This window comes from Pseudomonas sp. P106(2024), assembly GCF_057480815.1.
This window is the reverse complement of sequence record NZ_JBLIYU010000008.1, coordinates 119,183-135,643: the sequence shown is the minus strand read 5'-3', so window position 1 is coordinate 135,643 and position 16,461 is coordinate 119,183. Positions and strand designations below refer to the sequence as shown.

Below are 16,461 nucleotides of genomic sequence, written 5' to 3'. Positions count from 1 at the left end.
AGGCCCCCTTCGGGGGGCCTTTCCTCAACAGGATCGGGGGGCACGACCATGCGTATGATCGCCTTGGCGTTTTTGCTGTGCATGGCCAGTTACAGCGAAGCGGCGCAGATGCCGCTTTCGGTTTTGCCGGGGGGCGCGGTGATCTACAAGCCCATCCAGAGCATTCGCGAGCGCAAGTTCGCCGACCTGGTGCAACAGAAGACCGATTTCAGTTGCGGCGCCGCGGCGCTGGCAACCATCCTGCGCCAGGCCTACTGGCTGGACGTGGACGAACACACGATCATCGAGGGCATGCTGGCCCACGCCGACCAGGACCTGGTCAAGGTCCAGGGTTTCTCGATGCTCGACATGAAACGCTACGTGGAAAGCCTCGGCATGCGAGCCCGCGGCTACCGGGTCGCCGCCGACACCCTGAGCAGCGTGCGCATCCCCGTGGTGGTGCTGATGGACATCCGTGGCTACAAGCACTTCGTGGTCCTGCAACGGGTCGACAAGGGCTGGGTCTACATCGGCGACCCGGTGCTCGGCCACAAACGCTACAAGGTCGAAGACTTCCTCAAGGGCTGGAACGGCATCATCTTCGCCGTGATCGGCCAGGGCTACGACAAGACCAATGCCTTGCTCGACCCGCCCCTGCCACTGAGCGCCAAGGATCGCATCAATTCCTTCACCCCGGTCAAGGACGCCGAACTGATGGACTTCGGCTTCATTCGCAGCGACTTCTTCTAACGATAATCGAGCGCAACGCGTCGGGAGCATCCCATGAAGACTGCAGCCTGGCTTACCCTGATCTGCCTGGCCACCGCCTTGCCCATCCAGGCAGAGACGTTCAAGCCCATTGAACTGAAGGATCAGGAGTTGGCGAACCTGCGCGGTCGCTATGTGTTGCCAGGGCGCATCATCAGCTTCGGCGTGGTGATGACCAGCACTTGGCAGAACGCCAACGGCGATGTCATCGGCGCCAGGACCTCGATGCAGGTGCAACAGTCGACCATCAAGCCGCAGTTCTATGTGTCCATGATCGACGAGAAAGGCACCGGCTCGTCCAGCGCCAAGGGCACCGGCACCATTACCGGTGGCGCAGGCCTGAACACCACCGTCGGCGTAACTCAGGTCGTGCGCGCGGCCGGGGACAACAACACGGCCAACAACAACGTCGACATCAGCGTCACCAAGGCCAACCAGGTGCCCGAAACGCCGCAGCAAGGCCAACTGCTTGCCGCCGGTTCCACACTGGTCGGCAGCAACGCTGCCGGCTCCCTGAGCGTCTCTGCGAGCGGAACGGGCGTGCAGCTGAACGTGGTGGCCAACAACAACCAGGGCAGCACCCTGCAGCAGATCGCCCAAGGCGGCTTGATGCAAAACGCCACGCTGCTCGGCAGCGGCAACCAGGTCAGCAACCTCACCTCGCTGAACGTCGTGCTGCGCGACCATGTGCCCGCCGCCGCGCTGAACGGCAATCTTGACCAGCTCAAAGGTCTTCGCGCACTCGGATACTGATCTACGCTGAGTCTCATCTTTGTAGTCAGAAGGGACGGCTAACCCATGCAACGATCGTTGACGTTCAGAGCTGTAGTTTGTTTGAGTACATTGGCCCCTGCGACAATGCTTTACGCAGCTCCGGACCCTCAGGTCGAGGCACTGAAGCAAGAACTGCGCGAGCTGAAACAACGTTACGAAGCCCAGCAGAATGCCTTGATGGTGCTTGAGCAGCGCGTCCGTCAAGTCGAGGAAACCCCGGCGGCACCCCCGCCCAAGCGACTGACCAAGTCACCCTCGACACCGGCCAAAGGCGCGCAGACCGTGGCTTCCGGTGCTCCGGGGAGCAGTGGCAGCTCCTACGGCCAGTCGCTCAAGGATGATTCGGAACCTGCGCAAAGCGTTTCCAACCTGTATGACGAGGCCAGTGGATTCTTCGGTGGCGGCAAGTTCAGCGTCGAGACCGGGATTACCTACACGCACTACGATACCCGTGCGCTGACGCTCAATGGTTTCCTCGCCCTCGACTCGATCTTCCTCGGCAACATCAACCTCGACCGGATCAAGGCGGACAACTGGACCCTGGACCTGACCGCCCGCTACAACATGGATCAACGCTGGCAGTTCGATATTAACGTACCCATCGTTTATCGCGAATCGACCTATTCCTCCGGCGGCGCCGGTGGTGCCGGGCCGGTCACCTCCGATGCAACGGTCACCCGCGACCCGACCATCGGCGACGTCAACGTTGGCGTGGCCTACAAGTTCCTCGACGAGTCGGAGAACCTGCCCGACGCAGTCGTCACCCTGCGGGTCAAAGCCCCTACCGGCAAGGACCCCTATGGCATCAAGCTGGTCGAAGACCCCACCAACAACAACCTGTCGGTGCCCGAGAGCCTGCCGACCGGCAACGGCGTCTGGGCGATCACGCCGGGTATCTCGCTGGTCAAGACCTTCGACCCGGCCGTGCTGTTCGCCAGCCTGTCCTACACCTACAACATGCAGGATTCGTTCAGCGACATCAGCCCCCAGGTCAACAGCAAGGTCAAAGGTGACGTGAAACTGGGTGACTCCTGGCAGATCGGCGGCGGTATCGCCTTTGCCCTGAACGAACGGATGAGCATGTCGTTCTCGGTCACCGACCAGTTTGCCCGCAAGAGCAAGATCAAGCCCGATGGCGGCGACTGGCAGTCGATCACCAACAGCGACTACAACGCCGCCAACTTCAACGTCGGCCTGACCTTCGCCGCCACCGACAACCTGACCATCGTCCCCAACCTGTCCATCGGACTGACCGAGGATGCACCGGACTTTTCGTTCAGCCTGAAATTCCCCTACTACTTCTGAGCCACCAACCGGGCCCGATCCAGGGCCCGGGATTTGGTTACCGGTTTTGTAGCGTCCAACTTTCCCGGCATCGGCCTGTTATCATCGCGCACAGTTTTGTGACGATTTAATGGCAATAAGGAAAGTTTCGTGAACAACCTGCTCGGTCACCCTCGCGCCCGCCTTGCCACGCTGGCAATCCTGGTGCTGGTGATTCCGCTGACCGCGCGCGCCCTGCTGGGCTGGTCCAACGTCTTCGGTTACCTGTCCGACCTGGCCATCGGCAGCCTACTGTTGCTGCTCGTCCACCGCCGCCCCTGGTGGCTGGCCCTGCCGCTGCTGTTGACCTGGGGTGGCCTGTGGGTGGCCTGCGCCGAGCTGGTCAGCGCCGTCGGCCGGCTGCCCACGGTCGACGACCTGACCTATCTGGTCGACCCGCAGTTCATGGAGAACTCCACCGCTGGCGCCCTGGCCCATGCCTGGCTGCCCGCCCTGCTGGTCGCCGGTCTTGTCGCCTGGCTGGCGAGCATAGGGCGATCGCCTGTCGGCGCACCCTTGCCACGGCGACTCTGGGCCTTGCCCCTGGCGTTGTTCGGGCTGCACTGGGGCGGCCAGCAACTGGCCCCCTCGGACGCCGACCAATGGCGTCAGTACGGTCTCACCCACCAGGCGCTGTCGGCGGCGGTGGGCAAGCTCCAGCACCAGGCCTTGAGCGGCCTGGGCCATGTGCCGGCGGTCACGGCGCTGCCCACTGCCGGCCTGACCCAATCCGACCTCAATGGCGCCAAGCTGCTCGACGCCCCGGGCAAGGCGCGCAACCTGCTGATCATCACCGTAGAGGGCATCCCCGGCGCCTACCTGCGCCCCAACCGCGAGGCACTCGGCAGCCGCTTCCAGCAGGAGCTGATGCCGCGGCTCAGCCAGTGGGCCGAGCGCGGCATGAACACCCCTGACTATGTGCTGCACACCCACCAGACCATTCGCGGGCTCTATGCGATGCTCTGCGGCGACTACGACAAGCTGGCCAACGGCACGCCCAAGGGCGTCGAACTGCTGACCCAGCAGCAGCGCAACCAGGCGTGCCTGCCGGCCCAACTGCGCGAGGCTGGTTTCGCCACCCATTACCTGCAGGGCGCCGGGTTGCGCTTCATGGCCAAGGACCGAATCATGCCGCATATCGGCTTCGACGCGGTGCATGGCCAAGAGTGGTTCGCCAACGACAACTACCTGGAATTCCCCTGGGGCAAGGACGACCGCGCCTTCTTCGAAGGTGCGCTCGACTATGTCGGCGAGCTGCGCAAGCAACCACAACCCTGGATGCTCACCCTGCTCACGGTCGGCACTCACCAGCCCTACTCGGCGCCTGATGCCTATCTGCAACGCTTCGATACGCCCAAGCAGGCCGCAGTGGCCTACCTTGACGATGCACTGGGCGGCTTCCTCGACAGCCTCGAGAAACAGGGCGTGCTGCAAGACACCCTGGTGATCGTCACCTCGGACGAGTCGCACGGCATCGATGGCGTGCGCCTGGCCTCGGCCTGGGGCTTCAACCTCACACTGGCGCCGGAGCAGGCCCAGCTACCCAGGCTCAAGCAGGGCACCTACGGCCACATTGACCTGAGCACCTCCCTGCTCGACTATTTCGCCCTGCCGATTCCGGCAGCCCTGGGCGGACGCTCGCTGTACCGCGATTACGACAGCGGCCGCGAGATGATCTCCTACACCAACGGCATGCTGCGCTACCACGACGGTCAAGGCACCTTCAGCGAGTGCGACTTCCAGCAACGTTGCAGGCGCTATGCCAGCAGTGGATTCATTGCCGACCTGGCTAAGTTCCTCGGCCGTGGCGACGACAGCCTAGGGCCGCAACTCAATCTGCTGGCCGCCAACCTCGACCAGTCGCTGCTGCAGACCCCGCTCAACCTGCGCTACCAGTTCGGTGGGCCCTCGCCCATCGCCTTAGCTGAGCGCATCAAGGATGACTGGGCGGACAACCTGATCGGCGCGCAATACCTGGAGATGCCCGAGGGGTCGCGTACCCGTGTGCGACTGAAGGTGCGGGCGCTGGATCCCCGGCATGCGGCGTATATCCGCCTCAAGGCCAAGGAACTGGAGCAGGACGTGCAGCTCGGGCTGCCCGAAGAGATCCGCGTGACGGCTGATGAACCGTTGGAAATGGCGTTCGACTTCGACAACCCAACCGTGCGCAAGGCGTTTTCCTTCCATCTGCTGGGGTATGGCAGGGGCGAGGTGGAAGTCAGCGATTTCAGCGTGATTACCGCGCTGCCAGATGAGCCGGAGATGGTGGATGAGCTGGCGGACGGGCATCTTGCCCAGTCGAGCTGAGGTCAGCTAGCGAATCTGGTGCTTGTGCAACAGCCGATAGAACGTTGGCCTGGAAACGCCCAACACCTTGGCCGCGATGCTCAGGTTGTCGCTGTGCCGGTTCAGCACATCGCACAGCGCCTGTCGCTCAGCCCGATGCTTGTAGTCCTCCAGCGTGCCCAGCGGCTGGTCCTGCTCCTGCAGCTCCTGCAGGCCCAGGTCCTGCGCCTCGATCTGCCGGCCCTCGGCCAGCACCAGGCCGCGGCGCACCCGGTTGGCCAGCTCACGAACATTGCCGGGCCAATCGTGGCGCCCCATGGCCGCCAAGGCGCCCTCGCTGAACGAGCGCGGCCGGCGCCCCGTCTCGGCGCTGTAGAACTGGGAAAAATGGCTGGCCAGCATCGACAGGTCGCCATGCCGGTCACGTAGCGGCGCGGTCACCACCTGCAGGACATTGAGCCGGTAGTACAGGTCCTCGCGAAAGCGTGCCAGCGCAATGGCCTTCTCCAAGTCCACGTGCGTCGCCGCCAATACCCTGACGTCCACCGCGATGGGCTGATTGCCCCCTACCCGCTCGATGTGCTTCTCCTGTAGAAATCGCAGGAGATTGGCCTGCAGCTCCAACGGCAGGTCACCGATCTCATCAAGGAACAGGGTGCCACCATTGGCCGCCTCGATACGCCCTACCTTGCGCTGGTGCGCCCCGGTGAACGCGCCTTTTTCATGGCCGAACAACTCGGACTGGATCAGGTGCTCGGGGATGGCGCCGCAGTTGATGGCGATGAACGGTTTGTCGCGCCGTTGCGATTGTCGATGCAAGGTACGCGCCACCAACTCCTTACCCGTGCCGCTTTCACCCCGGATCAACACCGGCGATTCGGTCGGCGCCAGCTTGCCCAGCAACTTGCGCAGCTCACGGATCGGACGGCTCTCTCCAAGCAGTTCGTGTTCGGGCTCGTCCACCCGCACCGTGCCCTTGCCGCGCAGCCGCGCCATGCCGAAGGCGCGGCCCAGGGTAACCTGCACTCGCGAGACGTCGAATGGCAGGGTGTGGAAATCGAAAAACCACTCGCAGACGAAATCGCCGACATTCTGCAGGCGCAATTCTTCGGCGCTGAGCACGGCGATCCATTCGGTGTTGCTGCGCTTGATCAGGTCCTTGACCGCCTCGGGGTGCAGCAGGTGCGAGGCTTGCAGTCGTACCAGGCCCACATCGCAGGGCTGCTCCATCGCAGCCTCGAGCGTGCAACTTCGCACATCCCAGCCGACGCTGCGCAGGCCCGGCAAGAGGCGGTGGCAATCATCGCAGGGGTCGACGATCAGCAAGCGGCGCAGGGATGCGGTATCGGGCATGACCTTTCCTTGGCGCCAGATTTTGGTTTTTTAACTATAAACAGTCAGTTGCGACGCCCGAATTAACAGTAGCAATGAACTTGACGCTCCCCACTACCGTTGGTCAGCCCGGTAAGAACTGCGCATGCCACGCCGGGAATTTTCCAACTCGATTACCGTCATAGGCGCGATGGACAGGTAGGGAAACATCGCCGATTTAAAAAATTTTCAACGGTCATGTGACTTGAACCCTGACCTGGAGCATCAGTACGAATAACCCCGCGCTGTACACTTTTGTGGAATAACACCGCGGCACTTTATTTCGCTGTTTGGGACCATGAGAGAGACCGAACCATGAACGCCCCGCTCCGTGTCAACGAAGCACTGCTGATCGCCGACCACGCCTTCGAACCCTTCCAGTGCGTAGCCTGGGATGCCCCTAACGGTACTGGTGAACTGAGCCTGGCAGTGATCGACCGGACCAGCACCCGTATCGGCAGCAAGCAAGTGTCCTCGCGCGTCTATTCCGACCCCGCGCAATGGGCCAGCCTGATCGAGGAAGTGCGCGCCGAACTGTCCGGCAAAGGTTACGACCTGCAACCCTGGTCGATGCCGAAGTAAAAGAGCACGGTACTGCAAGTGCGTGGCCACCACGCACTTGTGCAAGTTTCCCCACATTCGGGGATAACTTGGTCAATTGCGACATCCTGTCGCAGTTACATCCTTATTTGATCACCGCGAACTGCTCGATATGCCGATAGTCGGCCTGCAGTTGTTCGGCAAGTTGGCGTGCCCGGCCAATGCGCACCGCCGCTGTTTCCATATCCACCAGCAATGTGCTGCAAGGTAGCGGTTGCAACGCCGCACCCTGTTGCAGGCGGCCATCAGTCAACACCAGGCAGCGCTGGGTTTCATGGGGAAAGCGCTTGCGCCGGGCCAACAACCACTGACGTGCCTCCTCCAGTGCCGCCGGCAACGGTGTACCACCGCCCGCCCCCAGCGCCTGCAACCAGGGCTGTAACGCCGCCGAGGCTTTCAGGCCATGGCGTTGCCATTGCGGTCGGTTGCCACTGGCTGTCAGCAAGGCCAGCCGTGCACGCTGACGGTAGGCCTCATCGAACAACCCGGCCAGCAGCCCCTTGGCCTGGGCCAGTGCCTGATTGCGCCGGGTCGACGCCGAGGCATCGACGATCACCAGCCACAATTCCGGCGCCAGGGCTTGGCGCTGCTGCCAACACAGGTCGCGGCGCTGGCGTGGCCGGCCCTTGAGCAAAGTCGCCAACCAGGCGATACGTCCGCTATCGCTGGTGCGCGGGCGGCCCCGGGAAGACCCCGTCAAATGGCCGACGCGAGGCCTGGCATCCGCCACCCGATCATGGCGCGAGCGGATGCTCAGGGCTTTTTTGCCCAGTTCGGCACCTCGCGCCGAGCCCCCGTGGCCACCGGCTGGGCAGGCAATGCCCCCCAGTCGCCCTGACCGCCCGGCGCCTCCTGCGCACTCGCCTGCCCGCCAGCCGACGTGGCCTGGGGTGGCGGCGCCTCGGTGCGGCGCCGATGACGCAGGGCAAACTCGGCAACCGCCTGCACATCCACCTCCTCGATCACCGCGTTACCCCGCCAGGCGGCATGGGCCCGCGCTGCGCGCAACCAGACCAGGTCGGCGCGCAGGCCGTCCACGCCAGCGGCGAAGCAGCGTTCGGTAATCCAGGCCAGGGCCTGGTCGTCCAGGGCGATCGATGCCAAGCGCTCACGCGCCGACCGACAGCGCTCGCGCAACGCCGCCTGCTGCTCGGCCCACAGTTCGCAGAACGCCTGCGGATCGCTGTCGAAGGCCAGCCGGCGCCGAATGATCTGCTGACGCGCCTGCGGCGCTGGCAAACCTTCCAGGGCCACGTTGAGGCCAAAACGGTCGAGCAACTGCGGACGCAGCTCGCCCTCCTCCGGGTTCATGGTGCCGATCAGCACGAAGCGGGCGGCATGCCGATGGGAAATGCCGTCGCGCTCGATGCGGTTGGTGCCGCTGGCGGCCACATCCAGCAGCAGGTCCACCAAGGGATCGGGCAACAGGTTGACTTCATCGACGTACAACACCCCACCGTCAGCATGGGCCAGCACGCCCGGCGAGAACCGTGCCTGGCCCTGGCCGAGGGCGGCATCCAGGTCGAGGGTGCCAACCAGGCGCTCCTCGGTGGCTCCCAGCGGCAGGGTCACGAACGGACCGTCGCCAAGCAGATCGGCCAAGCCCCGGGCCAGGGTGCTCTTGGCCATGCCACGCGGGCCTTCGATCAGCACGCCGCCGATCTTCGGGTCGATGGCGGTCAGGCACAGGGCCAGCTTGAGGTCGTCGGCGCCAACCACGGCGGCCAGGGGGAATTGCACGGGTTCACTCATGTTCAGCTGTCTTCCTCGCCGGCGAGCAACTGCTGCTCGAGGCTTTCACGATAGTCGCCCGGCTCCTGCCACAACCCGCGCTGCTGGGCTTCCAGCAGGCGTTCGGTGAGGTCGCGCAGGGCTTCGGGGTTGTGCTCGCGCATGAAATCGCGGGTGGTCGGGTCGAGCACATAGGCATCGGCCAGCCCTTGGTAATGATGATCGTCGATCAGGTGGGTGGTGGCGTCGAAGGCGAACAGGTTGTCGACCGTGGCCGCCAGCTCGAACGCGCCTTTATAGCCGTGACGCTTGGCACCGTCGATCCACTTGGGGTTGAGCGCCCGGGCACGGATCACCCGGTTGAGTTCTTCCTTGAGGGTGCGCACCCGGGGCCGGTCGGCCTGGCTGTGGTCGCCGTGGTAGCTGGCCCGCGAGGTGCCGGCCAGGGTTTCGGCAGCCGCCAGCATGCCGCCTTGAAACTGGTAGTAATCGTTGGAGTCAAGCAGGTCGTGCTCGTGGTTGTCCTGGTTCTGCAGCACCGCCTGGACCTGGGCCAGGCGCTGGACGAACGCGGCGCGGGCCGGGGTGCCTTCGTCAGCGACGCCGTAGGCGTAGCCACCATGGTTGAGGTAGACCTCGGCCAGATCGTCGCGACTGTGCCACAGGCGACCATCGATAGCGTTCTGCACACCCGCCCCATAAGCGCCAGGTTTGGCACCAAACACCCGCCAACCGGCCTGTCGCGCTGCCTGCTCGGCCTCGACTCCGGCCTTGAGCAGCGCTTGGCGCTCGGCGCGCACCCGCGCGGCCAGTGGATTCTGGTCGTCCGGTTCGTCCAGCGCCGCCACCGCCTGCACGGCGGCGTCGAACAGGCGGATCAGGTTGCCGAAGGCATCGCGGAAAAAGCCCGATACCCGCAGCGTCACGTCCACCCGCGGCCGGTCGAGCAGGCTCAGCGGCAGGATCTCGAAGTCATCGACCCGTTGGCTGCCGGTGGCCCACACCGGGCGCACGCCCATCAGCGCCATGGCCTGGGCGATATCGTCGCCGCCGGTGCGCATGGTCGCCGTGCCCCACACCGACAGGCCCAACTGACGCAGGTGATCGCCGTGATCCTGCAGATGGCGCTCAAGGATCAGGTTGGCCGAGGCGAACCCCAGGCGCCAGGCCGTGGCGGTGGGCAGGTTGCGCACATCGACGGTATAGAAGTTGCGCCCGGTGGGCAGCACGTCCAGGCGGCCGCGGCTGGGCGCGCCGCTGGGCCCGGCCGGGACGAAACGCCCGGCCAGGGCCGCCAGCAGGCCATCGATCTCGGCGCCGCCGCAGGCATCGAGGTCGGGCGCGACCTGCTCGATGAGCGTGCGCAGCACCGCGCGCACCGCCTCCCATTGCGCCTCGTCCGGCAGCGCCACCGTGCCCATCTGGGCCTGCTCGATCAATGACAACGCCAGCAACTCCAGGCGCTCGCGAGTATCGCCACAGGTTCGCCAGAGGCTGGCGTCGAGTTGCGTCAGCAGGTCCGGGCGCGGCCCTTCCCAGGCCTGCCCCAGGTCGCAATCCAGCGGATCGAAGCCCAGCGCCAACGCCTTGGCCAGCTCGCGGATCAGGCTGGCGTTACCGCCCCTGCCATCGCCCCGCGCCACCCGCAGCAACGCCAGCAGCGTATCGCTGCGCAAACGCCCCTGCGGCGACTGGCCGAACACGTGCAGGCCGTCGCGGATCTGCGATTCCTTCAGGTCGCACAGGTAGGTGTCCAGCCGCGGCAGCCAGACCGCCGCGTCCTCCATCTGGCCTTCGAGCTGCAGTTCGCGGTCGATATGGTGGGTCTTGACCAGTTCGAGGATGTCACGTTGCAGCTCGCGGGCACGACGTGGGTCGAGCAACTGCGCCTCGTAGTATTCATCGGCCAGTTGCTCCAGGTGGCGCAGCGGGCCGTAGGTCTCGGCACGGGTCAACGGCGGCATCAGGTGGTCGATGATGACCGCCTGGGTGCGGCGCTTGGCCTGGGCGCCCTCGCCCGGGTCGTTGACGATGAATGGGTAGATGTTGGGCAACGGGCCGAGCAAGGCATCCGGCCAGCATTCGGCGGACAGGCCCACGCCCTTGCCCGGCAGCCATTCCAGGTTGCCATGCTTGCCCACATGAATCACCGCGTCGGCGGCATAGCCGTTGCGCAGCCAGAAGTGAAACGCCAGGTAGCCATGGGGCGGCACCAGGTCCGGGTCGTGGTATACGGCGCTGTGGTCCACCTGGTAGCCCCGCGCCGGCTGGATGCCGACGAAGGTCAGGCCGTAGCGCAGGCCGGCAACCATCATGCGCCCACTGCGGAACATCGGGTCCTGCTCGGGCGGCCCCCAGCGCTCCAGCACGGCGCGTTGGTTGGTCTCGGGCAAGGCGGCAAAGGCGCGCTGGTAATCGGCCAGGGCCAGGCTCTGGGCGCAGGGGCGCTGGTCGAGATGGTCGAGGTCGTTGGTGACCCCGCCGAGCAACTGGTGAATCAGCTCAGTGCCGGTTTCAGGCAGGCCAGCCACTGGGTAACCCTGCGCCTGCAGGGCCTCAAGGATATTGAGCGCCGCGCCCGGCGTGTCCAGGCCGACGCCATTGCCGATGCGCCCGTCGCGGGTCGGGTAGTTGGCCAGCACCAGGGCCACGCGCTTTTCCTGGTTGTCCAGGCGCGCCAGGGTCACCCAGCGCCGTGCCAGTTCGGCGACGAAGTCCATGCGTTCGGGGTGGGCCCGGTAGCAGACCACATCGGACTGGCTGCGCTCGCTGCGCCAGGCCAGGTCCTTGAAACTCACCGGCCGGGTGATGATACGCCCGTCCAATTCCGGCAAGGCGATGTGCATCGCCAGGTCGCGGGCGCCCAGGCCCTGCTCGCTCTGCTCCCAGCCAGGTTGGTTGTCCTGGGCGCAGATCGCCTGCAGCACCGGCACATCGCGGCGCAGCGGACGCAGGTTGGGTTGCTCGGGGCTGGACAGGGCGAAGCCTGTGGTGTTGATCACCACCTCGGCCTGCACCTCGTCGAGCCAGGCCTCGACCTGGTCCAGGCAGGCGCGTTCCTTTAGGCTGGCCACGGCAATGGGCAATGGATTCAGCCCGCAGGCCTGCAGGCGCTGGCAGAACACATCGATGAACGCCGTGTTGGCCGCCTGCAGGTGCGAACGGTAGAACAGCAACGGCGCCACCGGATGCTCCGGATTCCACTCGGCGTACCAGTCCTCCAGGCGCGCCGTGGCCTTGGCCGGGTGATAGACCGCCGTGCGCGGCAAGGGCTGCGGCTCATCCCACGGGTAATCACAACCCAGCCATTGGCTGGCCAGGCAGTTGAACAGGTTAACGGCGTTGGCCTTGCCGCCCTGGCGCAGGAAGTGCCAGAGGCGCTCGGCCTGTTCGCCGCGGACCGTGCCCAGGTCGGTAAGCTCAGGATCGGGGCGGTCGTCGCCGGGCACCAGGATCAGCTCGACCCCACGCTCCGCCAGTTCGACCAGTTGCTCGACACCATAGCGCCAGTAGCCGACGCCGCCATGCAGCGACACCAGGATCACCTTGGCATGGCGCAGCACCTGGTCGACATACACGTCGACCGAGGCATGGTTCTGCACCTGCATCGGGTTGGCCAGGCGCACGCTGGGAAAGTGCGCCGGCAGCTGCTCGGCGGTTTCGGCGAGCAGCGCCAGGTGTGAATCACCGCTGCAGAGGATCACCAGGTCGGCGGGGGTCTGGCCGAGGTCGGCGATGCTGTCGTCCGGCACGAAGCCGCCGGGTTGGGTCCGCAGCAGGTGCATGGTTCAGGCGCCCAGGGCCTGGCGCAGGCGCGCTTCCAGCTGTGCGGCGTCCAGCGCCTGGCCGATCAGCACCAGGCGGGTGATCCGTGGTTCATCGCTACGCCAGGCGCGATCGAAATGCTTGTCGAAGCGGGTGCCCACCCCCTGGATCAGCAGACGCATCGGCTTGCCGGGAATCGCGGCGAAGCCCTTGGCGCGCAGGATGCCGAACTCGGTGACCAGCTGGGTCAGGGCGTCGAGCAGCAGGCTCTCGTCGGACTCGGGCAGATCGATGGAGATCGAGTCGAAGGCGTCGTGGTCATGGTCGTCATGGTCATCGCCGTCGTGATGCGAGTCGTGATGGGTACGGCGACCATCGATATGCACCTCGGACTCGGCGCCCACGCCCAGCAGCACTTCCAGCGGCAGACGGCCACTGCTGGCCTCGATCACCTTGACCGCTGGCGGCAGCTCCTCGGCCACCTCGGCACGGACCTTGGCCAGGCCCTCGGCGTCGATCAGGTCGGCCTTGTTCAGCACCACCAGGTCGGCACTGGCCAGCTGGTCGGCGAACAGCTCGTGCAGCGGCGACTCGTGGTCGAGGTTGGGGTCGAGCTTGCGCTGGGCATCGACCTGCTCCGGGTAGGCGGCAAAGGTGCCGGCGGCCACGGCCGGGCTGTCGACCACGGTGATCACCGCGTCGACGGTGCAGGCGTTGCGGATTTCCGGCCATTGGAAGGCCTGTACCAGCGGTTTGGGCAAGGCCAGGCCGCTGGTCTCGATAAGGATGTGGTCGAGGTCGCCGCGACGGGCCACCAGCTCGCGCATCACCGGGAAGAACTCTTCCTGCACGGTGCAGCACAGACAACCGTTGGCCAGCTCATAGACGCGGCCGTTGGCCTCTTCCTCGGTGCAGCCGATGCTGCACTGCTTGAGGATCTCGCCGTCGATGCCCAGCTCGCCGAATTCGTTGACGATCACCGCGATGCGGCGGCCCTGGGCGTTGTCGAGCATATGGCGCAGCAAGGTGGTCTTGCCCGAGCCGAGGAAGCCGGTAACGATGGTGACGGGAAGCTTGGCCAGTGTTTTCATGTCGCGATGCCCTTGGCAGCAATGGCGCGGGCATGCAGGACGACAGCCACGGCCCTGCCGGCCTGGCGCGTTCGCCACCGGATCACCCCGCCCGGTTGAAAGTCGAAAACGTCACGAGGCAGGTCTCCTGGCTCGCACCGCTGCGGCTCGCTGGCCGGTGGGCCGGCGCCTTCCCGCGCGCCTGCGCAGTGGCTGTGCCGAACCCTTCAGTGCTTACAGTTGCGGGGGCAGCCGCGGCTTGTACCGCGTTCCCGTCTTAGCTCGGGCCAACGCCCGAGAACCTCGCAGCGGCAAGGCTACGCAGTGCCTGCCTGGCGGTCAACCGCCATGGCGATTGACGCGGGCCCGGCCCCGTGATTTGCTAGCGCATTGCGTTCAGGTGCCCCCGACGGGGGTGAAACGGGAAACCGGTGCGTCGCGCCTCCATTGCTAAGGAGCCGACAAGGCCGGTGCTGCCCCCGCAACGGTAAGCGAGAGAAGCGTCCGAACCACTGTGCCAACAGTAAGGCATGGGAAGGTGACGCCCCACGGAGTCCTGCTCCACCTCGCCAGCCCGGAGACCGGCCTGACACGTGCTCACAGTACACCCCGCGGTGGGCGGGCGTCGTCGTATCACCTGGGCCAATCGTGCCCGGGGTCGTCGCGCATGTCCGTTGCCACAACAAAAGCAGCAGAGGAACGCGTCATGCCCATCACCAGCGCCAAACACAGTATCGCCACCCCCGTCAGCCTCAGCCAGCGACTGATCGTCGCGGTCGGCGCCAGCCTGCTGGGCCTGTGCCTGGTGTACTTCGCCGGTTTCTCGCACATCGAGGCAGTGCACAACGCTGCCCACGATACCCGCCACAGCGCCGCCTTCCCTTGCCACTGAGTAAACCCGCATGATTACGCGCATCGCCCGTACCGCGGGCTTCAGCGGCCTGCTCGCGGCCCTGCTGCTGACCCTGCTGCAAAGCTTCTGGGTCACCCCACTGATTCTCCAGGCGGAAACCTACGAGTCCGCCGCCCCGGTCGCCGAACACCATGAACACGGCGACGCCACCGCGCCCCACGAGCATGAGCACAGCGCCGAAGCCTGGTCGCCGGAAGACGGCTGGCAGCGCGTGCTGTCCACCACCGGTGGCAACCTGGTGGTCGCCGTCGGTTTCGCCCTGATCCTGGTCGCTCTCTACGGCCTGCGTGAACCGAACCGCGTGGCCACCGGCGCGCTGTGGGGCCTGGCCGGCTTTGCCGTGTTCTGCCTGGCGCCGACCCTGGGCCTGCCACCGGAACTGCCCGGCACCGCCGCCGCCGACCTCGGTCAGCGCCAGACCTGGTGGATCGGCACCGCAGCGGCCACCGCCGCCGGCCTGGCGTTGTTGGTGTTCGCCCGGCACTGGCTGCTCAAGGCGCTGGGTGCCGCTCTGCTGGTGATCCCGCACCTGATCGGCGCGCCACAGCCGGCCGTGCATGAAAGCCTGGCGCCGCAAGCCCTCGAGACCCAGTTCAAGATCGCTTCCTGGCTGACCAACGCCGCGTTCTGGCTGGCCCTGGGCCTGCTCAGCGCCTGGCTGTACCGTCGCTCCAGCCAGGCCTGATGCGCGATCTGCCTGCTCAGCCGGCGTTGTACGCCGGCTTTGGCTGTCGCCGCGGCTGCCCGGTCGAGACCCTTGCGGTATTGCTGCGCCAGACCCTCACCCGCAACGCCCTGCCCCTCTCGGCCCTGCGCGGCATTGCCAGCATCGAGCCCAAGGCCCGCGAGCCCGGCCTGCTGGCACTGGCCGAACGCCTGGGGCTGCCGTACATCTGTTTCGATGCCGCGCATCTACTGGTTTTCGAAGCGCAGCTCAGCCAGCGTTCGCCCACGGCGTACGCGCAGACCGGCTGCTGGGGCGTCGCCGAAAGCGCCGCACTGGCCCTGGCCGGCGATAACGGCCGCCTGCACGTGCCGAGGCAGGTCCTCGGCAGCGCTACCCTGGCCCTGGCCATCGGCGGATAATCCGCCACTCTTCTATACAAGGAACCCCCATGACGGTCTATTTCATCGGCGCCGGCCCCGGCGATCCCGAGCTGATCACGGTCAAGGGCCAGCGCCTGATCCGCCAGTGCCCAGTGATCGTCTATGCCGGCTCCCTGGTCCCCGCCGCCGTGCTGGAAGGTCACCAGGCGCACACGGTAATCAACAGCGCCGAACTGCACCTGGAGCAGATCGTCGAGGCGATGCGCCAGGCTCACGCCAACGGCGAGGACGTGGCGCGCGTGCACAGCGGCGACCCCAGCCTTTATGGCGCCATCGGCGAACAGATCCGCCACTTGCGCGAACTGGATATCGACTACCAGATCGTCCCCGGCGTCACCGCCACCGCCGCCAGTGCCGCGCTGCTCGGCTGCGAGCTGACCTTGCCCGATGTGGCGCAGACCGTGATCCTCACCCGCTTTGGCGACCGTTCGCCAATGCCGGCCGGTGAGCAACTGGCCGACCTGGCCCGCCACGGCAGTACCCTGGCCATCCATCTGGGGGTGCGCCACCTGGCCCGCATCGTCCAGGAGCTGCTGCCACACTATGGCGTCGACTGCCCGATAGCGGTGGTCCATCGCGCCACCTGGCCGGACCAGGACTGGGTCAAGGGCACGCTGGCCGATATCTGCGAGCGCGTTGCCGCCAAGGATTTTCGGCGTACCGCGCTGATCCTGGTCGGTCATGTGCTGGGAGACGCGCCATTCGCCGACTCGGCCCTGTACCGCGCTGGTCACGCCCACCTTTACCGTCCAGGCACGTGAAGCGATTGCCGAC

At 65.8% G+C, this 16,461-nt stretch carries 14 protein-coding genes and 2 riboswitches; of the genes, 9 read left to right on the top strand and 5 right to left on the bottom strand.

The annotated features are described in order from the left end of the window. The first annotated feature begins 48 nt into the window (after positions 1–48). From AC25M7_RS15400 to AC25M7_RS15385, 4 genes are all read left to right on the top strand, one after another. Positions 49–729: a C39 family peptidase gene (locus tag AC25M7_RS15400; RefSeq protein ID WP_486971214.1), complete on the top strand. Its 681-nt coding sequence runs from the start codon at positions 49–51 to the stop codon at positions 727–729. Positions 730–762: 33 nt separating this feature from the next. Beyond that, a complete protein-coding gene (locus AC25M7_RS15395) occupies positions 763–1,500 on the top strand; it encodes a hypothetical protein (protein WP_028690806.1) in 738 nt (245 codons plus the stop codon). A 45-nt stretch (positions 1,501–1,545) separates the two neighbouring features. Beyond that, on the top strand, positions 1,546–2,826 hold the full coding sequence (locus AC25M7_RS15390; RefSeq protein ID WP_028690805.1) for a hypothetical protein: 1,281 nt from the start codon (positions 1,546–1,548) through the stop codon (positions 2,824–2,826). 129 nt (positions 2,827–2,955) lie between these two features. After that, complete coding sequence (locus AC25M7_RS15385; protein WP_486971213.1) at positions 2,956–5,151, top strand: LTA synthase family protein; 2,196 nt, start codon at positions 2,956–2,958, stop codon at positions 5,149–5,151. A gap of 6 nt (positions 5,152–5,157) precedes the next feature. Here the strand turns inward: AC25M7_RS15385 and AC25M7_RS15380 are convergent, their stop codons facing one another. Beyond that, positions 5,158–6,483 (bottom strand): sigma-54 dependent transcriptional regulator, encoded by a 1,326-nt coding sequence (locus AC25M7_RS15380; protein ID WP_062574247.1) that lies wholly within the window; start codon positions 6,481–6,483, stop codon positions 5,158–5,160. 333 nt (positions 6,484–6,816) lie between these two features. On the opposite strand from AC25M7_RS15380, the gene AC25M7_RS15375 reads away from it, so the two are divergent. Then, positions 6,817–7,083, top strand: coding sequence for a hypothetical protein (locus AC25M7_RS15375; RefSeq protein WP_028690802.1), 267 nt, complete (start codon positions 6,817–6,819; stop codon positions 7,081–7,083). Between the two features lie 103 nt (positions 7,084–7,186). Here the strand turns inward: AC25M7_RS15375 and AC25M7_RS15370 are convergent, their stop codons facing one another. From AC25M7_RS15370 to cobW, 4 genes are all read right to left on the bottom strand, one after another. Next, positions 7,187–7,753, bottom strand: a complete 567-nt coding sequence (locus AC25M7_RS15370; RefSeq protein ID WP_182323987.1) for a vWA domain-containing protein — start codon at positions 7,751–7,753, stop codon at positions 7,187–7,189. A gap of 101 nt (positions 7,754–7,854) precedes the next feature. Then, positions 7,855–8,853: a magnesium chelatase ATPase subunit I gene (locus AC25M7_RS15365; protein ID WP_088853048.1), complete on the bottom strand. Its 999-nt coding sequence runs from the start codon at positions 8,851–8,853 to the stop codon at positions 7,855–7,857. A 2-nt stretch (positions 8,854–8,855) separates the two neighbouring features. After that, positions 8,856–12,617, bottom strand: coding sequence for a cobaltochelatase subunit CobN (cobN, locus tag AC25M7_RS15360; protein ID WP_069016603.1), 3,762 nt, complete (start codon positions 12,615–12,617; stop codon positions 8,856–8,858). A gap of 3 nt (positions 12,618–12,620) precedes the next feature. After that, positions 12,621–13,688, bottom strand: a complete 1,068-nt coding sequence (cobW, locus tag AC25M7_RS15355; RefSeq protein ID WP_028690798.1) for a cobalamin biosynthesis protein CobW — start codon at positions 13,686–13,688, stop codon at positions 12,621–12,623. 100 nt (positions 13,689–13,788) lie between these two features. Next, a riboswitch (cobalamin riboswitch) is annotated at positions 13,789–13,988 on the bottom strand. Between the two features lie 61 nt (positions 13,989–14,049). Next, a riboswitch (cobalamin riboswitch) is annotated at positions 14,050–14,271 on the top strand. Positions 14,272–14,373: 102 nt separating this feature from the next. Between cobW and AC25M7_RS15350 the strand changes: the two genes are divergently transcribed. From AC25M7_RS15350 to cobM, 4 genes are read left to right on the top strand one after another with little or no spacing between them, the layout of a single operon-like run. Next, the gene (locus AC25M7_RS15350) at positions 14,374–14,559 is read left to right on the top strand and encodes a CbtB domain-containing protein (protein WP_028690797.1); all 186 of its coding nucleotides are present in this window, start codon (positions 14,374–14,376) and stop codon (positions 14,557–14,559) included. A gap of 10 nt (positions 14,560–14,569) precedes the next feature. Next, entirely contained in the window at positions 14,570–15,265 is a 696-nt protein-coding gene (locus tag AC25M7_RS15345; protein ID WP_062360322.1) for a CbtA family protein, read from the top strand. Further along, entirely contained in the window at positions 15,265–15,666 is a 402-nt protein-coding gene (locus tag AC25M7_RS15340) for a cobalamin biosynthesis protein (RefSeq protein WP_062360324.1), read from the top strand. Before AC25M7_RS15345 ends, AC25M7_RS15340 begins: the two co-directional genes overlap by 1 nt. A 29-nt stretch (positions 15,667–15,695) precedes the next feature. Then, positions 15,696–16,448, top strand: coding sequence for a precorrin-4 C(11)-methyltransferase (gene cobM / locus AC25M7_RS15335; RefSeq protein ID WP_028690794.1), 753 nt, complete (start codon positions 15,696–15,698; stop codon positions 16,446–16,448). Positions 16,449–16,461: the final 13 nt, after the last annotated feature.

Coding starts and splice junctions, on each gene's coding strand:
- AC25M7_RS15400 (WP_486971214.1), top strand. CDS start 49: ATGCGTATGATCGCCTTGGCGTTTTTGCTGTGCATGGCCAGTTACAGC.
- AC25M7_RS15395 (WP_028690806.1), top strand. CDS start 763: ATGAAGACTGCAGCCTGGCTTACCCTGATCTGCCTGGCCACCGCCTTG.
- AC25M7_RS15390 (WP_028690805.1), top strand. CDS start 1,546: ATGCAACGATCGTTGACGTTCAGAGCTGTAGTTTGTTTGAGTACATTG.
- AC25M7_RS15380 (WP_062574247.1), bottom strand. CDS start 6,483: ATGCCCGATACCGCATCCCTGCGCCGCTTGCTGATCGTCGACCCCTGC.
- AC25M7_RS15375 (WP_028690802.1), top strand. CDS start 6,817: ATGAACGCCCCGCTCCGTGTCAACGAAGCACTGCTGATCGCCGACCAC.
- AC25M7_RS15365 (WP_088853048.1), bottom strand. CDS start 8,853: ATGAGTGAACCCGTGCAATTCCCCCTGGCCGCCGTGGTTGGCGCCGAC.
- cobN (WP_069016603.1), bottom strand. CDS start 12,617: ATGCACCTGCTGCGGACCCAACCCGGCGGCTTCGTGCCGGACGACAGC.
- cobW (WP_028690798.1), bottom strand. CDS start 13,688: ATGAAAACACTGGCCAAGCTTCCCGTCACCATCGTTACCGGCTTCCTC.
- AC25M7_RS15350 (WP_028690797.1), top strand. CDS start 14,374: ATGCCCATCACCAGCGCCAAACACAGTATCGCCACCCCCGTCAGCCTC.
- AC25M7_RS15345 (WP_062360322.1), top strand. CDS start 14,570: ATGATTACGCGCATCGCCCGTACCGCGGGCTTCAGCGGCCTGCTCGCG.
- AC25M7_RS15340 (WP_062360324.1), top strand. CDS start 15,265: ATGCGCGATCTGCCTGCTCAGCCGGCGTTGTACGCCGGCTTTGGCTGT.
- cobM (WP_028690794.1), top strand. CDS start 15,696: ATGACGGTCTATTTCATCGGCGCCGGCCCCGGCGATCCCGAGCTGATC.